This window comes from Neisseria uirgultaei (assembly GCF_962719845.1).
Classification (GTDB): domain Bacteria; phylum Pseudomonadota; class Gammaproteobacteria; order Burkholderiales; family Neisseriaceae; genus Neisseria; species Neisseria bergeri.
The window spans coordinates 142,564-160,017 of the sequence record NZ_CAUIYF010000001.1 but is presented as its reverse complement, the minus strand read 5'-3'; the positions used below and the strand labels follow the sequence as shown (position 1 = coordinate 160,017).

Below are 17,454 nucleotides of genomic sequence, written 5' to 3'. Positions count from 1 at the left end.
ATCGTCCTTTAGCGGTAGGTAAATCGGATAGCGGTGTGGGCGGGCTTGAGGCGATTGAACAGGCTCTCGATCACGGCGTCGCTGTATTGGCTCAAGCGGCTGCCGGCGGTGCCGGAGCCGGCGCGGAAGCACCACACGGTTTGTGATTGGGCGGACACGTCCACCCACCACACCCACATAATGTCTTCGCGGGCGAGACGGTCGCCGGCGCGGTTTACACCGGCGCGGAAGGGCTGCGGCTCGCTGATGGTGATGGTGTAGCCGGCTGCGGCAGCCAGCCGGATGAAATACGGGATGCTCAGGCCGCCGGTCTCATTGAGTTTAGCCAACACATCGGCTACACGGCGGGCGTAGTTGTCGGGCTGCGGCGGATTGATGCCGAGCAGCTGCTCCCAGCGCGTGATGTCGCCGCCGGCAGTGGGGGCGTAGGCGGCAGCCTGCACCTGTGCCGACTGCGTTTGCACGCCGTCGAATATGGCGGCTTCCGCCTGCCGCTCGGCGGCCTGCCGGGTGGCACGTACGTCGTAGCTGACGGGCGGATAGTAGAGTGGGAGTAAATCAGCGTAAGTCATAACAGGGTCATCTCAAACGTGCCCAAGGCGAGCCATTGGATGTGCGGGGTGATGGCGGCGTTTTGGTTGGCGGACGGACTGTCGAGCACGCGGTCGCGCACGCCCGGGGTATCGCTAATCAGTGCTTCGATATGGCTTTTATAGACGGTGTCGCCCGGCTTGATGGTCGCGAAATAGGCTGACAAGGCGCGCTCGGCAGCCTCCTTGACCGCAGGCAGGGTGTAGCCGTCGGCCAGCGATACGCGCACAGATACATTGAGCGGCACGCGTTGCGGCGCCACCACCTGCACGTTTTTGGCGGTAACCGGGCGGCGTTCGTCGATATACTGCTGCACGGCCCGCACCACATCGGGAGAGGGTAAACCGGAAGCGGTAAGGATGGCCACATCCACCGTGCCCAAACCGCGACGCAGCGGATACACAAATGCCGCCTCTACCCCCGGTACGTCCATTGCCCAGCGGTAATAGTCGTAGGCATTGCCGCCGGCGGGTGGTTGGCGTAAACGCGACAGCAGCCTGTCTAACAGCGCGGCATCGCTCTCGATATCGGTGCCGCCCACCATGCTGGTAAGCACGGCATCTGCCTCAATGCCGGCAGGCGGGCTTTGCAGCTTGGCCGGGGTGTTGTCCGGCTGATTACCGGTGGCACCAGCGCTCAGGCAGTGGCAGGCAATCAATACCTGACCGCTACCGTCGGTTTGACCCGGTGCACCGGTTTGATAGGCAATGTCGCCCACTTGGGCCACCAGCCCGGCAGGCAGAACGGTATTGGGCGCGCCGCTGATGCGGATGCTGCCCGCCGCTGCGGCAGCCGCTTTGCGCCAAATGCGGTACATGGCGCAATGGCGCTCCAAATAGGCGGTGTCCGCCGTATCGGCAAATACCTGCCGCAAAATCCACTCTTGATGCTGGTATTGCCCCTCGGCCAGTGCGGCCAAAGCGGTGGCGCGGGCGTAATTGTCGCTGCCGGGGTGGGTGTGGGCGGCAGGCTGTTGGTTGCTCAAATCGCGCAGGTAGTCGCTGCGCAGTTGCTCAAAGTTTTTGGTTTTCATGCCAGCCGCACCTCGTGGATTAAATTCAAACTCCGGCCGCTTGCATCCACCGCCGCAATATCCAGCCGCAGCCAGCCGCGCCGTGCCAAAGAGGCGGCCACATTGATGCGGCGGGCACGGCGGGTATCCAAAATAGGTTGCAAGGCCTGCTCGGCATACTGCTTGGCCAGCACCGCCATGCGCGGCAGGTCTTTCATGCGGCGCAATTCGTGCAGGCGGCTGCCCAGCGCGGGCTCTGCCCAGTAGCTGCCCAGCGGGGTAACCAGCCGCACATAGACTTCGTTTTCGATACCTTGAGCGGATTGGTTTAATAAGTAGTCGCCGGTGGCGGGATTAAGTAAAGCGTCCATACCAGAATTTTCGGATATGAACGCCCCTTCTTTGAGTGAATTGATGTCAGACAAATATAGAAAGCCGCCTAAAAACCCAATAAGGATTCTTAGACGACCTTTAAAAGCAGTTTAAATGACTTCACCGGTTTCCGAACCGTTGGTCTCAGTATGTTTGTGATTACTGCCGACATCTTTACCGTTGTTGGTTAATGCGCCGGTAGTATTCAAATTGCCGACCATATCCACATTGCCGATAAATGTCGTACCGCTACCGCCTTGCACGGCCATACCTCCATTGCCGTTGATTTGGCCTTGCGCGGTTAATACCGCAGAACATTCAACTTTTTCCGAAGTAATATTTACGCCGCCAGGTGCTTTAATATTTAATTTATCGCAGTCAATCTCAATGACGCGCCCCTTTTTTAACACCATCTTGGCACCGTCAGCGTTATAAACCGCCGTTTCGCCATCAGACAAACCGGTAATGCGGTACGCGCCGTTTGTCGTGGTAACGATAATACCGTGGCTGGTTTTGCCGCCCAAGGGTACGACGACGCAATCGCTGCCTGCGGGCGGATTGCTGGTAAAGCCGAAGTTTTCGGCGTGTTCCAAGTCTTGCACGGTTTCGCCGTCCAAGCCTTCGACTTGGATTTTCTGCACACCGCCCGCTGCTTTGACGCGGGCAACCTTTCCGCGAAAGCCCTGCCGGACAGTGTTAAACGCCTGTTTGATACGCTTATCTATGGTTTTAATATCCATTTAAATAACCTGCAATTCCTGTTTTGGCTTTTTAGCTTGACGGCGTTTCTTCGGCTTGACCGGTGCTTGACCGTCGGCTTTGCGGCTTTCAGACGGCATTTTGGTTTTGCCCGATTTCTTCGGCGGGTCGGCATCCAATACCCACGCGCCGTCTTCTTTAAGCGTTAATACAGTTTCCGTGCCTTGGCCTCTGCCTCCGACAAAGGTACGCGCCATAAGGAAATACACTGAGTCGATGCCGTCCGGTTCGCTCAATACGTTGATTCTCTGACCCGGTTGCCACAACGTACCGTCATCGGTTCGGTGCCCCTGTACCACTGCCGTGATGGTCAAGCCTTCCAAGCGGCTGTCCGCCAAGCGTTTCTTTGCTTTACGTTCCGCTTGAGCCTGACTGTCGATGTCCGGCTCGGTAACGATTAGGGGGCGGTGCAGTTTGACGGATTCGTCTTTGGCGGTGGCTTTGATGTTGTGTTTGCCGCTGTGGCTTTGCGCCAACACGGTAACTTCGCTGTACCGTGCCGCCATATCGCGGTTTACTTCCAGACGCTTGATATTGTTATTGTCGCCACTGACCCGCAAGATCAGCCCGGCAACAGGTGCGGCGGTGTAGTCGGGACCGCCGACAAACAAGGTGCCGTCAGGCTCCATCCAAGGCCATACCCCGTTGGCTTCGGCATATTGCGTCAAGGCATCCCACGCGCGGCTGCCCGGTTCGATCTGCACTTTATGGGTTTTATCGGTTTTAGATGCATCGATACGGATTTTTGACAAACCCAAAGACTTGACGATTTTTTCAATAATTTGGTTTAAATCCATATCCTGCGCATTAAACAACGGCGCAGAACAATCCAACAGGATACCGGCATCATCACGGCCTTGAATGGTCAGCGTTTTATTGCCTTTCTCTGTCGTGGTGTGCACACGGTCGATACGGCCGCTCAATACCGTATCGCCGCCCACGCGCACTTCCACTTTGTCGCCCGCCTGCACCGCATCGGGTTCGGCATCGACGGGACGGCCCAGCGTAACGCTGAAATCATCGGCAGGAGTCAACAGGTCGGAAACGATGTCGTAATTCGTCCACTGCCCGTGGGTTTTGCCATTAATCAGCAGGGTAACGGTATTATTCGGCGTAGGCATTCAACACCTCTCCTTTCTCAATAAAGTTCGGATGGCGGATTTGCGGATTCAGACGCAGCAGCTCGCCGAAACGGCTGTAATCGCCATACCATTCAAACGCCAACAGATGCAGGCCGGTATCGCGTCCTACAATTTTCTGCACTAACGGAGGACGCATATTCAAAACGGCAAAAGCCTGTTTTTGCAGCTTGTGTGCCGTATCACGCAAACTTTCAGTCAGTTCGGCGGCAGTTTCAAGATATGGTGTTTGCGGCAACAGACCTGCCGCTTCGATACGTCGGTACACATCATCGGCGCTGTCTGCCGGTGTCTGATACAGCCGCAGCAGGAAATAAGCCATCTTTCCGGCCTTTGCCTCGTCTGCCGACATCATCGCCAAAATACGGTTTGCGCCCAGCGCGCGTTGCAAAGCAGCATGGGTATCGGATAATAGGCGTGAGATTTCCACGGGCGTTAAAGTCGGATCATCAATTTGTGTTGCCAAAATATCTGCTGCCTGTTCCGCCAAAGCACACGCTCCGACGGTTGCGGTAAACGCTGTGAACGCAGCGACATCTTCAACCTTTGCACGCTGAATTAAATCTATTGCCGAAACGCTGCCTTCTGCCCCGCGACTTACCTGCCACGGTGTAGCGGCGGCTTTTGATACCCCGCCAACCATATCGCGCCAACCATCCAGCCCGCTTTTACCGACAACGTGCATATTTGCCAACACACCGAATACTGATTTCAGCTCCGCCGCCAATACGCGCGGGCTGTTCAGAAGATTCATTGAGCCGGTAAACACGCCGTTGACCTGACCATACATAACGCCGACGGCCGTCAATACTGCGGCGTGAAATGCGTTCCAGCGGCTTTGCGTTTTCTGAATCCTGCCCAATGCCGTCTGAAACACCTCGAAGCCCTGCCAAACGGCCAAGTCGGCAAGGAAATCCACTTCGTCGGCCAGCGCGGACGGCAACTCACGGTCAAAGAACGGCGCGGCTTTGACGCTTTGCTTGAAGGTCATACGAACCGTGCAGTAATCGGGGTTTTCTTTGTTGTGCGCAACCTCGAAATCAGCCACCACGCAATCTGGCACGCTGCCGTAAATCGGGTGGATAAGCTCACCCGCACCAGTCTCCCGCAAAACACCTAACAGGCTTTGCAGCCTGCTTTCATAATCATCCCCCCACAATACCGCCGTCAGGCTCATATCCATTGCCGATACGCCCGTGTCCTCAATATCCGAACCCTGAACAAACGGGTATTCGTGTTCGGCTAAGGCGTGCGTGCCACGCAACGTATCATCGATTACATCAAAGCCGACACCCTTGAAACTGGCATCAAGCAAAGTATCTTTCCAACTCATCACAGATCCTTAATTTTTAGCTGCCGCACGCGCCGCCGCTTGATTGATATAGGCCATAATATTGCCGTTTTGAACGGTGACTGTAACGGGTATCGGCTTGCCTGCTGCCGCCTGCATTTGCGCGGCGGCTGCCGTCATCTGTGCCGCCGCGCCGGTCATTTGCGCCGTTGCCGCCTGATTTTCCGCTGCCGCCGTAACATACTGTTGGCTGGCTTGCTGATTGGTTTGTGCGGATTGACTGAGCTGCGCCATACTCTCTTTGAGAACAGGGCTGTCGAGCGGAGAGTTATTCCCACCCAATTCCTCCCGTTTTCTCATGTATTCGTTTTTGGCAGACGACATAAAATCAGGTAAAAACGACTGCAAGCGGTCGGCGAATGCCGCCAAGGGCTTACTCCAGTCATCATATTTATCTCGTTGCGCCGCCAAATGTGTTACGCCGCCCATAGCGGCCAACGGAGCAGCACCTAAAGTAAAGGCACCCATTGAGCCTGCAGAAGGCAGAAAACGGCCGGCACCGGCAACGCCTTGACCGCCTTGGAAGAACCGCCATCCGCCGCTTACCATTGAGCTTGTCCCCGCAGTTGCGGATACCGCCGCAGCCCCTTGACCCGCCGCCACCGCTGTCTGCGCGGCCTCCTGATGACCTCTGGCCCAGTCGGCAATACCTTTAAGCTTATCGGCCACCATGTCGGTAAAGCTTGAGAATGCACCATATTCGGCTTCGCTATATGCCGTTTTGAGTTGTTCTTTTTTGAACCCGGAGCCTTCGGCTACAAATTGATAATTATTGTCTACCGCACCGGCGGCATTGGCCTGTCCCTGCTGCAGCCGTGCGGCTTCTTGCTTGTTGTTGATGAGCGAGAGCAACGCCATCAAGGCTTGGCGGTCTGAAACCAATTGTCCGACAGCCGTACCGTCAACTAAAGCTTTCTGGTTTTCCAGTAAAGCCAACTTAGCTTCATCACCTTGAGCGGCGGCCATTTGTTTCATTAATGCCGCGCTCTTTTCGTCCTTACTCACGATTTCTCCGACAATATCGACCAAAGCGTCCAGCGAATTCATACCGGCAGCCTGACGCTTATTCATACTGGCCGTAAAGTCAAAACCCTCTTGGCCGTTAATGTCGATTTTCTTTGCCTTAGTAACGATGTCCTGACTGCTGATTTTCGCCAGCAGATTGACCAGGTTGTTACCGGCTTCGTCTGTACTGCCTGCAGTCATAAACGCCAGTTGGTTTGCATTTAACAAACTGCTGAAATTATCCAGTGTCGCGCCCATACCTGCGGACTTCATTGCCGCCAACTGTTGCGGCAGCCATCGAGCCATGTCTTTCAGTTCAAAACCGCCATCCGCGCCCGATTGCATGGCTCGGTCGAGCAATGCAGGAATATCGGCTTCTTTAAACCCTGCCTGCTTCGCTCTGGTCACAATATTGGCAATATCATCGGCATCTGCCCCTGCTGCGGCTGCTGTTTTCATTACGGTTGGCAACATCTGCTTCACGGCAGCATTACTCAATGAGCCGCTGGCCACCATGGTATTCATTGCCTGCAAGGCTGCTTGCTTAGATGTCCCGCCCAAATAAGCGGCATCGTTTACCGTTTTATTGATTTCCTCCATGCCGGCGCGTTTTTCCGCCAAAGTCTTGCCCGCATACATGGTATTGGTCGCGTGACGCAGCTCCGTGTCATAGTCCATTGTCCGGCTGACCGGCTGGGCCAATACATAAGCCCCTGCCGCCGCACCGGCGGCAACCGAAGCCGCGCCGCGCGCCAAACTTTTACCGCCTTGGATTATGCGGTTGAAACGGCTGCCGCTGTTCATTTCGGCATTTAATTCCCGAATACGGTTGCGCGTCTGTTGAGCGGCTCGCGCCAGCTCACTGTGCGAGGCACGGCCGCTTTTGGCCATTGCGTTGTAGGCCGCTTGAGTACGTTGGATTTCACGGCGGATTTCACGCTCCGTGCGGATGCCCAAACGGGCGGCAGCTGCATGCATCAGCTGTTGCTGCCGGCCGGAAGATGATGCCGCACGGCTTTGAATCTGCATCGTACGGTTGGCCTCGGTCGCCAAGCGGCGCAGGCCGACACTTGCGTCATCTCGGAACTTGGCAACTAATTCGACTGTATTACGGCTCATTTTTTCTTCCGTTTACTGATAAAGGTTTGAGTGTGTCCGCCGGATGCAGATGGAGCTGAGGTTTTGGCAGACGGCGCAAACCAGGGCAGCACCACGGGAGCGGCACGGCCTCGGTCAATTAGATCAGCCTGTTTAAGCCATCCCTCAAGCTCCGGCTGAGTCATCTTGCCGATATCGTCGGCAGAGATACCGTAACTCCCCAGCTTTAGGACTGCGTATCGGTAGCGGTCGGCACGGGCTGAACGGACAGACGCTTTTTTGCTAACAGCTCTTGGGCGAAATAAAGCGCGTCAAAATCGGTGGCGACCAACTCATCGGCCAAGAAGTCGAGCGTTAAGGCATCAGGTTGAATCGTACCGATATGGTCGAGAGAGGCTGAATAGGCTGCCAACATACGCGCCTGACCCTCCAGCGTTGGGTCAATAGCCATATCTTCGCGCACGGTCAGCAGATGCATGGAAAAATCACGATGGACAGCGCCGTCAACAGAGATACCGTACTTCAGACGGCCTGAAACGGTTTTCAGGTCAGAAGAAACAACCAGCCCATACTCTTTTGCGGCATGTTCGAGTTCTTTGGAAATTGAAGACATAATAAAAGCCTCTAAACGGTTAATTGGATAAAAATCCAATTATCGTTTAAAGGCTATTTAAACCGTCTTTAACAGGTGTCAGTTTCGGATGGCTTACTCAATCACTTTACGGGTTGCAAAGCCGGTCACATCAATGACCAATTCATTGTCCACCGTATAGCTTTCACCGGCTTCCTTCGCGCAAAAACCAAGATAGGAGGTTGGGCGTGCGCCATTGATATCAGGGACCAGCGAGATTTTTGCGTCTTCGATTTTATCCCAATCGATAACCGTACCGTCTGTCGGCACGACGGCGGTAAAAGAAATATCATACTGGCCGACACCGCGCGTAAAGCCTTTGACGCGGCGTGTGCGGTTCATGGTTTTAACTTCTTTTTTGCCTGTGATGTTTTTCACATCAATCTTGGTGACCTCCACCTCGGTCGCACCGACATACAGCGTTACGCTGCCTACATATTCTGTACTCATGTTCTTTCCTTTTTACAGATACAGGTCGATAACCATGCCTACTTGGTGCAGGCCGTTAACCACATCGGACGGCACACGGCAGTTGAGCATGCCGGTGTTTTGTGCATCGCGTTCCACAATCAGTTTGGCCAAATTGTTTTCAACGTCTTCGACAATTTCCAATTCTTCGCATTTCATCAACACGTCAATCAACTCGGAGCGGACACGGTCAATGGTGCGCTCGGTCATTTTGTCGCGCGGGAAACGCAACGCGATACGGTCGGCACACGCGCCTGATACATAAATCAATGTGCGTACGGTAGTCATATCGAGCAGGCTTTCGTCTGCAGTGCCGTTGGCGGTTTTGGTATAAGTCGAAATAGCGCGGACGATTTGGGCGGATGTGCCGTCCGGGCTGGTTTCAATAGGGGTAACGCCGTTGTAGAGCGCGTTTTCCTGTTCGGTACGCATCGTCTTGTCCGCACTGTCGCACACACCGATGCCGTTGAGCTTCAGGGTATTGAGCGGACGGGCCGGATCTTCCTCGCCTGCCGCGACGGCAGCAAACGCGGCCGCCAGCTCGCACGGCAGGCTGGGCGTTTTACGATACCAGGCCGAATACAGATAACCGCTGTTCAGACGGCCTGCCTGTGTCGTTGTCTGCGCCAATGCTCCGGTTTGACCGTAAATACCCAATGCCCAGCGTTTTTCTTCGGGTGCGCCGACAGTGTCCAAATGTGCGCGCAACTTCAAGAGGTTCGCCTCATCGGTACAGCCTACCGCAATTAAATGATGGCCTTCGGCAACCACTGCATTCAATGCGGGGCCGATATCGGCATCGGCATCACCGCCGCTCATGGGCCTGACCGCAACGGTAATCCCTTCGGCGGTATTGCCGGTGCGGATACGGATATGGTTGCCGTGCGTGCCTTTATTTTTAGCCGTCAGCGTTACCGAACCTTCGGAAGCTGTTGCCGTTACCGGCAAAGATGTTTCCGCATCAATGGCCGCCTTAACGGCTGCCGCTACGGTTGCGGCGCTTGCACGGGCGGCGACACCGACGGTCAGCGTATCGGCATTGCCGATGTTGACGCGTAAAACGCCTTGCGTAGCGGCAGTGCCCGTAATCGTGATACTGCCGGTCGCGGCAACGCCTGCTTCATTGTCGGCAACGGTAATCAGGCTCAAATCTGCATAGGCATAGGCTTTGATCGCGGCGGTAACCATCAGGTGCGCCATACTGCCCGCGCCGTATTTGGCGGCCACATCGGCGGCGGAAAATACGTTCTCCAGCCCGGTAAGCCCGCCCAAGGCGGGATTGTTGTGCTGCGCCACAATCAGCACACGTTGCTTGTTGGCCGGCAGGTTGCGCACGGCAAGCTTGGTGTTCCATTCGACGTAAACGCCGGGCTTGCGCGTACTGGTTTGAATCTTATCGAAACTGACGTTTGCGGAAGTCATGATTTGTTGCCTTTCGGTTTGTCCTCAACAATAAGCAAGTCGCCGTAGTGAATACAGCGCAGGTAATACGCGGCATTCGGCACTTCGACCGTCTCTTGGTCAGTAATATATTCATGTGGCTTGCCTGCCATAGGTACTTGCAGACCTGCGGCGGCACGAACTTTAATGGTTTCAGTCATGTTTTACCTCGGTTTTAACGGTGGCCGCCATATCGGCGGGTTGGTTTGGTTTTTTAGGCGGGATACGCAGCTCAAGGTTTGCACCTTTAAAGTCGGGATGTTCTGGGTCGGTACGGCCTTGGTATTCGGATACGTCGGCATATACTTGCGCCTGTTGAGCATCTGAAACCGTAGGCCGCGGCCAATCGCCGTCTCGCAGTGCGTCTTCGAACCAATGCGTTTCAAAATCCAGCGCAAATACGCTGATTGCGTCCAACTCCATTTGTTTTGAAAACAGGCTTTTTGCTTTGCCGGGCTTCAGACGGCCTATACACAAACCCATAGTCTGATTGATCAGCAACAGGCGCACGGTCTGCATCAGCCGGTAAGTACCGACATCATTCCGGTGCAAACCGCCGAAGCGGCTGTCTGCCTCGCTGCCGCTGGCACGGTCGCCGACTAAGACAGTAAAGCGGCCGGTGACTTGGTAGCGTGTACGGCGCGTATCATGGGGCTCGCTGTCGGTGATGCCGGCAAACATGATCCAAACGGCGGGGAACTGGTTGACCACTTGAGCCAAGCCTTCGCCGTCAAATTCACCACCGTAGGTATGCACACCGCTGACCATTTGGCCAAGGCCGTCTGAAAGACGCTGTTTGATGGCTTGTTCAATAGACGCTATCACGGCCGAACACCTTTTCCTTAGCGGCAAACATCACCGCATCACCTTGCACGGCCGGCTTGGGATCGGCATTTTCAGCCACACCCAAACCAGCTTTGCCTGATGCCACCAATTTGAGATACGCAACCGCCGCCTCATATCGGTGCACCATATCTTCCGTCAGCTGGCGTTTGCCCGTTGCCAAACGGTAAACGGCAATGTCGCAGCAATAAAGGCTCAACAGGCGCACAGGGGCAGGCAACGGCAATTCATAACGTGAGGCCAGATAGCCGTCGATTTCGGCGGAGGCATCATCCAAACCTTGTTGCGCAATTTCGGCATTCACGCTTCCCAAGCGCGTCAGGTCGGTCAGACCTGCAATCGTCGGCTCGGTATAACGTGCCACCAAATCGGCAACCGTTGCGTAAGCCATTAATCCTGCTCCACGGGCAAGGCTTCACAAACAACAGCCATCGGCTCGGCCAGCAGGCGCTCCCACGCTTCGGGCTCGAAATCGGCACGTTTCACAAAGGTAAAATGCGGTTGAACGTGATACCCGCTGCGCCAAAACGCATGGCCATGTTTGGATTTGATGGCAACCACTTCGGCATCGGCCGCCGCTTCACCGCCTGCCTGATAGCGTTCTTGCGCTTCTGCCGCTTCAACGGCACCTCTTGCGGCCTGTTCCAATTGAGCTTCCAATTCGGCGATACGCACACGCGCCGCTTCAAGCTCGACGTTCAATTTTTCGACTTCAGTCTCAAGAAAAGCCTGCAACTTAACGTCTTCGGGATTTACATCCACAGTTGCGCCAACCGCTTGCTCGGTTTTCTCATCTTCGTTTTTTACTTTTGCCATTTCTTATCCTTTCGGCGGGCAGAGCCCGCCTATCTAAAGGGTTACAGCAACCAAGGAGATACGATTACCTTGCATTTGCCTTTGTTCGGGTTGTACCCACCATTCACCAGGCGGTCGCCTTCCACCAATTCTTTAGCGGCGTTTTCCAAAGACGGAGGAACCAGCAGCACATTGGGGCGGATACCCAGCGGTCGGCCGCCGTCGCCTTTCAGGCAGACCATTGCGTTGTAGGCTTTTTCAAAACCTGCGGCATCCAGTTTTTCTTGCGACTTGGCCGCCATTTGCCAGAAGCCCAAACCAACATTACAACGGCCGTCCACGCCGTAGCGGTATTCGTTGCGCATGAACACGCCTTCGTCGGTAGCGGCGGTCATGGCAGTGAACTGCTTAGGTTTGCGTTCCTGATAAATCAGAGGTTTCAGGGCGCGCGATGTATCCAGCAAATACCAAGCGGCTTCGGTACCGGCAAAAATATTGGATACAGTGGTGGATTGACCGGTGCCATCGACTTTTTCATATACCGGGTGGTCGTTGTCGAAGAAGTTCTGACCGTCATAACACAATGTAGCATGCGCGTTTTTCAGCAGAGCAAATACCAATTCGTCAGGATGAACGGCGGAAGCACGGCCCATTTCGGTCATCATTGGCGCGTAAATGCCGACATTGTCGTCTTCGATATCGTTGCGGTTGACCTTGACCGAACTTTCAAAATGCTTGTTGGTGATGGCATAGCCGTGCGCCTTCATATCTTGGAATACGCGGTCGCCCACCCATTCGCGGAAGGCAGGCCATTGACCGAGCCAGCCGTAAGTATTGGAAGCAGTAGAGGACGGAATAACAGTGGCAATTTCCTTGTATTGGCTGTCCGCCATTTGCAAGCCGTCTTGGAAGTTTTTCTTAAAGCCGGTAAACAGCGCCTTCAGGGTATCTGGAGTGATAATCATGGTTTAATCCTTGTTTAAAGCCTTATTTGGCTTTTTGATAATCTGCGGCCGAAATACCCAATTGCTTGGCCACTTCGATTTCTTCCGGAGTCAACGCAGGCTCACCGCCATCCGCGCCTTTGCCACCGGTTTGTGTTTTGCTCAACGCGGCCAATTTCAAACTGCCTTCCATCAGATTCTTAAATGCCTCTGGGTCTTTGGCAGCCAATTGTCGTGCCGATGCTTCTTGATGCGGCAGCAGGCGGCCGTCTGAAAGAGCGGCACGGATCAGGCCGTCTGAAGTACCGCTCACTTCCATTGCAATCACTTTCTTGCTCAACGCAGCCACTTGGGCTTTCAGTTCGGCAACTTCGCCGTTGTCGGCATTACCTTCTTGCGGATTATCTTCGGGCTTGCCGGCATCGCCTTTACCGCCTTCGCCGCCTTGCGGTTCGTTTTTGTGTTCGGCCAGTGCTTCGGCCAGCGTTTTACCGCCCAGCTTTTCCTGTGCTTCGGCCAAAGCCGCTTCAATGGCTTTATCGTCGGCATCTGCCGCCAAGCCCAAGAGCTTGATTAAAGCTTCCTTGTTCATACTGGTTTCCTGTTTGGGGTTGATAGAGTTTTGGCGGCTCAATGCAGCCAGAGCCATGCCGTCCAGCGCAGGCGAATTGGTCAACGCCACACTGTGCAGCCCGCGCACATTGCCCAATGTGTCGTATTCGAGAACCGGCGACAGATAGCGGTATTCGCCGCTGTCTATCATGTCTTTTGCGCGTTGTGTCCATTTCACTTCGCCCATCAGACCGCGATCGTCATCCCACACATATTTGCTGATCCAACCGGCGGCAGGATTTTGCTGTCCGGTTTCTGCGGCTTTCAATGTGGCGTGTTCGTAGTCCACAACAAGGTCTGTTTGTCCGGCATCAAAAGCGGCAATGATTTGCCGTGCCAAATCGGCAGTCATCGTCCAGTGCGCCACGCCTGTATCGGTGCGTCCGTCAACCGGTGCAAATTGACCTTTGGGTACGATTTTGATTAGGCCGTCCGTATCTCCGACTTTGGCGGCAGATAAGGCGGCAAGAAAGGTTTTTGTATCCATTGCCGAATGATGCGCCATCAAGCCGGCACAAGAGGCTGAATCACTGTCAGTAAGGGATAAAAATGAGAAATGGCGGAGAATGGAAAAGAGAGTATGTTTAAAACCGTTTCAGAAGCCTTTTAAGCCCCTCGCAGATTGATTTAAACGTTTCGGGAAAGGGTAGATAAGGGAAAGGTGTATAAAAGCCGTCTGTGTGCAATTTCAGACGGTTTTTGTTTTAATTGCCGAGAGCGGCATCCAAATAATCATTTACCGCATCAACTAAAGCCTGTTCGTCGTCAGGTTGGAGAACCATAAACGGACGTGCGGGAATCTTACTGCCGGGGTGATTGACGCGTTTGGCAAACCGTCCGCCGAATTTTAAGGCTTTGCCGTTTTTTGGCAATATCGTATGCGGTGCAGTTTGTCCGCCGAAGTGATGAATGGCCGCATATTCCACATTGGTACCGACCACGGCTTCCGTGGCCGTACTGTTCTGCGTAATCGAATTGCGCAAACGCCCACTGGCCTGCAACAGCCCCGATCCTTCACGCGCGGACGGATACTTGCGCGGAGCCCACGCGGGGCGGCCGCCTGCCTCGAAGTTGTCCAGCACGGCATTACGCATGATGCGGGCAAGCTGCGTCATCAATGGCCGGGTGTTGCTTGTACGTTGAGCAATGGTATTTAAGGTGCTTTGCAGTGCGTCTGTGTTGATTTTTATCTCAATCATCAGTATATTATCCTTAAAGCCAAGTTGACGGCGGGTCGCCAACTGGAATGGCCTCGGTGGTTTATCCGCTGTTTTATCCTGTTCGAATCAGGCAAAGCCGCCAACTTGGTTATTTCTCCCCATCAGTATATTGTCCTTAATGCCGTAAAACTCGGGTTTCCTACTGGAAAGGTTACGGCCACGTTACCGTGTCGCGTATTATCCTGTTCGAATCAGGCAAAGAGTTTTATGGCTTTTTCCATATTGTTTCATACCCGTACAGTAAGCTATCCACCTGTTTATCCGTTTCGGCAATCATGCCGGTGTTGACCATATTCAAGGTCAGATGTTCTTTCTTACCTGTAAACGGATGTCGGGTTTTCACATCATAGTCCAGCGTTACCACCAGCTTCCCTTTGCCTGCCGGCAGCGGATACACAAATGCCAAAAACTGTTTGGCATCGTCATTTCGTCCCGCCTTGCCTAATAAAATCTGCTCCGGTTCTTGCAGCAGTTCGGGTATCTGCTCCCAAAATGACACCGGCAGCGGCTTGACCTTCTTGTCGCGCAAAGCGTGCAATACCCGTTCGTCGCTCATCGAAATCACGGCGGATTGCGGATAGATTTGCCTTACCGCCAATGCATCTAACACGGGTAGGGTCAATGCGCCCACATACAGCGTTTTCCCGCGCGCTACTTTTTCCGCATCTACCCGCCGCACCATTTGCGCCGCCTGTTGCGACACCGCCCGCATCAAATCGGGCTGTTTTAAGGCCGTCTGAATCGCCACGCTTGCCAGCTTCGGCGGCAGTTCCACTGCACGCTGCATCTGCAATTGCCCCAAGTTGGCCAAATGGCTTTTACCCACATTGTTCTGAAAACCTGCATCAGTATAAAAGCGGCTGCCGTCGGCCAGCTTCACTGCCTTGGCCGAGCGGGTGTCGCCCTTGCGGTTGACTACCACTTCCGTATCTTCCAGTTGTGCCTTTTGCGGCAGCAGATTGCGCCGCTTCAAATCACGGTCTGAAAACGCCCGTACGGTACAGCGGCAGTTGAAGCCGTTGGGCGGGTAGAAGTAATCCCAAAACGGGTCGTCGATGTGATACACCGCACCATGCGCCGCAGCGTGGCTCTGCCGGGTGCGGCTGTCCAAAATGGCCGAGTATTGCAGCCACGGCGCATCATCCCGACCATCTTCAAGAGCCTGCCAATGCCCGGCCATATAGGCCGACTGCATTTGCGTACGGAAAATGGTTTCCAGTCGATGCCGCGTGATGCCTTTACCATCTACTTCGCCGGTGTCAACATTCACAATGTCTCCATCTTTCAGCAGCTGCCAATCATGCTGTTTCAGACGGCCTGCCACATCATCACGGAATTTCTCAAATGACGTACCGTTTTTCAGGCTCTCGTACAAAGCACCGTGGATTTGCGCGGCAATATCCTGCTTGTGAATGCCCGCAATCGCCCGTGCCTTAGCCTGCGCTTCGTTCCACGTTACTTTCCAATCGGGCGGCACATTAAAGCCCAGCCCCTCAAAATACTTGACGGCCTGTTCAGGCTCAAGGCCGAATGCGTAGCTCAAATCAGCCATTCATCCGTCCCCATAAGTCCGACACAAAAACCACACGCGCCAAGGCCGTCTGAAATTGCCCGGCAGTCAGCTCGGGATAAACGCGCAACAGGCGCTCCTGCACATCCTCATAACTGTCGCCCTCGGCCAAAGCCTGGCCTAAGCCGCGTAAAAACGGCTCAATCATTTCCGGCAAGGCCACCTTGCTCAAGTCCGCATTGTCTAAATCCGCCTGCGCCGCGCCGACAATCTCGCCCGATTTACTCAAAGCCACACGGCGGTAGCTTAACGGAGCACTTTTTAAATCCGTTTTAACATCTGTTTGAAAAGCCAATACCGACTCGTCTTCGGAAGCCAAAGGAATGGCCAATTTTTCCTGCGCCCACGACAACGGAATCTTCATGCCGATTTCCACCAACTTAGGCAAAGACTCCGAATACACCATCAAATCTTCGGGTAATTGCGTATCGAACACAAAGCGCGGCAGACGTGAAACATCGACATTGCCTTTATTGAGCTGCAACAATGGCAGGATCAATTGGCGCGTCAATGTGCCGGCCAGTTGCTTGGCATCGGATACCAGCAAATCATGGCGCACCTCGTTATGGACTTTCCCCAGCGCATTAGTGGCAGTCTTACCGTCTGCCTGACTGGTCAGCGTGCCGCCTAAAATCGCCTTTGAAGAGGTTTTATCTGCCCAATCGATCATTGCCTGAAACGGGTCCGCGCTGCCATTGGCCGCGTTGAGCAGCTCAATCTGCATGGTTTCAGGAATAATGCCCGCCGCGTTATGGCCGATTTCGCGCACCGCATTCAAAAGGGTGAGCTTATCTTTGTCGTCCGCACCGGAGGCATATTTACCGATTCGGGTAGGCAGGCCGTAAATCTCCAAAAATTCGGCCAAATCACGCACCGAGTAATTCTTGAACAAATAAGGCCACACCAGCGTGCGCATCAAACCGCTTCTTGCCAAAATACCCGAACGGCAGCGGTGCTTATGGACAATCCAGCCTAAATCCCACAGTTTTTCGCCATCAGGATTGCCGTCTTTGCGCAGCAACACCCCATCCATCGCATTGACTTTAAACCAAGCCTGCGGACGATGATGGAATGCCTTGGGCAACCATAACGAACCAAGGTTTTCCCATTCGATTTCCACGCAGGAGAAGCCGTGTCCGATCGCGTCCAAAAGGTCAAACATCATATCCTCTAAATCGGTCATCTGATTGAGCCAGCCATCAACCTCTTCGGCCAACTTTCGTTCCGATTCGCTGCTGTTCGGAGGCGGAACAATATTCCAATCCAAGCCGATCACCGCGCGTTTGCGCTTGCTCATCTCCGAAAAGATATGGCCGTCCTTCTCCTCAATATCGACAAAGAGTTCTGACTGCGCCTGAATATCACCGTTTTCGGCATCCTCCAAAATCCGATGGAGCGACTGCGGAGTCAGACCTTTGCTCGGATGCTCGTGGGTAGTGCGGTTTTTAACGATATCCGCCGTTTGGGATTGTTTATCGGGCGTTTTAGGTGCGGCTTTACTAAACAACGCACGGAGTAGGTTTTTCATGACGTAAAAAAGGGCAAGTCAAACTTGCCCCATTTTCAGCCGTGCCGCTCCTTAGCAGGCTGTATCCCGTGTCAGT

At 54.3% G+C, this 17,454-nt stretch carries 19 protein-coding genes; all 19 read right to left on the bottom strand.

Annotated features, from left to right (window positions below):
- Window positions 1-8: 8 nt before the first annotated feature.
- Window positions 9-572 (bottom strand): YmfQ family protein, encoded by a 564-nt coding sequence (locus Q9J32_RS00800; protein WP_301884670.1) that lies wholly within the window; start codon window positions 570-572, stop codon window positions 9-11.
- The gene (locus Q9J32_RS00795; RefSeq protein WP_301884668.1) at window positions 569-1,624 is read right to left on the bottom strand and encodes a baseplate J/gp47 family protein; all 1,056 of its coding nucleotides are present in this window, start codon (window positions 1,622-1,624) and stop codon (window positions 569-571) included. Before Q9J32_RS00795 ends, Q9J32_RS00800 begins: the two co-directional genes overlap by 4 nt.
- Window positions 1,621-1,974: a phage GP46 family protein gene (locus Q9J32_RS00790; protein WP_107818640.1), complete on the bottom strand. Its 354-nt coding sequence runs from the start codon at window positions 1,972-1,974 to the stop codon at window positions 1,621-1,623. Before Q9J32_RS00790 ends, Q9J32_RS00795 begins: the two co-directional genes overlap by 4 nt.
- Before the next feature lie 111 nt (window positions 1,975-2,085).
- Window positions 2,086-2,715, bottom strand: a complete 630-nt coding sequence (locus Q9J32_RS00785; RefSeq protein WP_250313671.1) for a phage baseplate assembly protein V — start codon at window positions 2,713-2,715, stop codon at window positions 2,086-2,088.
- On the bottom strand, window positions 2,716-3,855 hold the full coding sequence (locus Q9J32_RS00780) for a phage baseplate assembly protein (RefSeq protein WP_301884663.1): 1,140 nt from the start codon (window positions 3,853-3,855) through the stop codon (window positions 2,716-2,718).
- Window positions 3,839-5,206 carry a DNA circularization protein gene (locus Q9J32_RS00775; protein WP_301884661.1) on the bottom strand — a complete coding sequence of 456 codons (1,368 nt, stop codon included), beginning with the start codon at window positions 5,204-5,206 and terminating at the stop codon, window positions 3,839-3,841. Before Q9J32_RS00775 ends, Q9J32_RS00780 begins: the two co-directional genes overlap by 17 nt.
- A gap of 9 nt (window positions 5,207-5,215) precedes the next feature.
- Complete coding sequence (locus Q9J32_RS00770) at window positions 5,216-7,348, bottom strand: phage tail tape measure protein (RefSeq protein WP_301884659.1); 2,133 nt, start codon at window positions 7,346-7,348, stop codon at window positions 5,216-5,218.
- 205 nt (window positions 7,349-7,553) lie between these two features.
- The gene (locus Q9J32_RS00765) at window positions 7,554-7,979 is read right to left on the bottom strand and encodes a hypothetical protein (RefSeq protein ID WP_249228459.1); all 426 of its coding nucleotides are present in this window, start codon (window positions 7,977-7,979) and stop codon (window positions 7,554-7,556) included.
- 54 nt (window positions 7,980-8,033) lie between these two features.
- Window positions 8,034-8,408, bottom strand: a complete 375-nt coding sequence (locus Q9J32_RS00760) for a hypothetical protein (RefSeq protein ID WP_004520443.1) — start codon at window positions 8,406-8,408, stop codon at window positions 8,034-8,036.
- 12 nt (window positions 8,409-8,420) lie between these two features.
- Window positions 8,421-9,848: a phage tail sheath C-terminal domain-containing protein gene (locus Q9J32_RS00755; protein ID WP_301884653.1), complete on the bottom strand. Its 1,428-nt coding sequence runs from the start codon at window positions 9,846-9,848 to the stop codon at window positions 8,421-8,423.
- Window positions 9,845-10,027, bottom strand: a complete 183-nt coding sequence (locus tag Q9J32_RS00750) for a DUF2635 domain-containing protein (protein WP_025457323.1) — start codon at window positions 10,025-10,027, stop codon at window positions 9,845-9,847. The genes Q9J32_RS00755 and Q9J32_RS00750 overlap by 4 nt, the downstream gene beginning before the upstream one ends.
- A complete protein-coding gene (locus tag Q9J32_RS00745) occupies window positions 10,020-10,691 on the bottom strand; it encodes a phage protein Gp37 (protein ID WP_301884649.1) in 672 nt (223 codons plus the stop codon). Before Q9J32_RS00745 ends, Q9J32_RS00750 begins: the two co-directional genes overlap by 8 nt.
- The gene (locus Q9J32_RS00740; RefSeq protein ID WP_101174487.1) at window positions 10,675-11,100 is read right to left on the bottom strand and encodes a gp436 family protein; all 426 of its coding nucleotides are present in this window, start codon (window positions 11,098-11,100) and stop codon (window positions 10,675-10,677) included. Before Q9J32_RS00740 ends, Q9J32_RS00745 begins: the two co-directional genes overlap by 17 nt.
- Window positions 11,100-11,525 carry a hypothetical protein gene (locus Q9J32_RS00735; RefSeq protein ID WP_301884646.1) on the bottom strand — a complete coding sequence of 142 codons (426 nt, stop codon included), beginning with the start codon at window positions 11,523-11,525 and terminating at the stop codon, window positions 11,100-11,102. Before Q9J32_RS00735 ends, Q9J32_RS00740 begins: the two co-directional genes overlap by 1 nt.
- A gap of 41 nt (window positions 11,526-11,566) precedes the next feature.
- The gene (locus tag Q9J32_RS00730; RefSeq protein WP_301884645.1) at window positions 11,567-12,469 is read right to left on the bottom strand and encodes a Mu-like prophage major head subunit gpT family protein; all 903 of its coding nucleotides are present in this window, start codon (window positions 12,467-12,469) and stop codon (window positions 11,567-11,569) included.
- A 22-nt stretch (window positions 12,470-12,491) separates the two neighbouring features.
- Window positions 12,492-13,547 (bottom strand): phage protease, encoded by a 1,056-nt coding sequence (locus Q9J32_RS00725; RefSeq protein WP_301884644.1) that lies wholly within the window; start codon window positions 13,545-13,547, stop codon window positions 12,492-12,494.
- Window positions 13,548-13,764: 217 nt separating this feature from the next.
- The gene (locus tag Q9J32_RS00720; RefSeq protein WP_301884643.1) at window positions 13,765-14,301 is read right to left on the bottom strand and encodes a phage virion morphogenesis protein; all 537 of its coding nucleotides are present in this window, start codon (window positions 14,299-14,301) and stop codon (window positions 13,765-13,767) included.
- Window positions 14,302-14,485: 184 nt separating this feature from the next.
- On the bottom strand, window positions 14,486-15,832 hold the full coding sequence (locus tag Q9J32_RS00715; protein ID WP_301884641.1) for a phage head morphogenesis protein: 1,347 nt from the start codon (window positions 15,830-15,832) through the stop codon (window positions 14,486-14,488).
- On the bottom strand, window positions 15,825-17,378 hold the full coding sequence (locus tag Q9J32_RS00710; RefSeq protein WP_301884640.1) for a DUF935 domain-containing protein: 1,554 nt from the start codon (window positions 17,376-17,378) through the stop codon (window positions 15,825-15,827). Before Q9J32_RS00710 ends, Q9J32_RS00715 begins: the two co-directional genes overlap by 8 nt.
- Between the last annotated feature and the right edge of the window lie 76 nt (window positions 17,379-17,454).